This is a genomic window from Bacillus sp. SIMBA_031 (genome assembly GCF_046535225.1).
GTDB classification, from domain to species: Bacteria; Bacillota; Bacilli; order Bacillales; family Bacillaceae; genus Bacillus; species Bacillus velezensis.
Genome location: NZ_JAWRXC010000205.1, coordinates 1 through 274 on the forward strand (window position 1 = coordinate 1; position 274 = coordinate 274).

1 pseudogene is annotated in these 274 nt (G+C 52.9%); it reads right to left on the bottom strand.

The window, feature by feature from the left end:
- Positions 1–274, bottom strand: a pseudogene (locus SB724_RS20045) (hypothetical protein); the annotation flags it as partial.

Below are 274 nucleotides of genomic sequence, written 5' to 3' on the forward strand. Positions count from 1 at the left end.
GACGAACAAGAAGGAAATGAGGCTGACCGGCAGAAAGCCGCCGGGTCATCTTGCTCAGCAAGAATGTCACGAATTTCCATACGACATAGATGTCGAGCTTCGATTCGCCGTGAATTCGCACGCCGAAGTCGAATGGAACCTCACCATGGCGAAGCTTCTTGTTGGAATACAATATGTCGAGAAGCAGCTTGAAGCCGGGATCTCCGAGTCTTGGTGCCACATCGAGGAAGCTGCTGCGACGCATTACAAAGAAGCCGGTCAGCGGATCGGACAG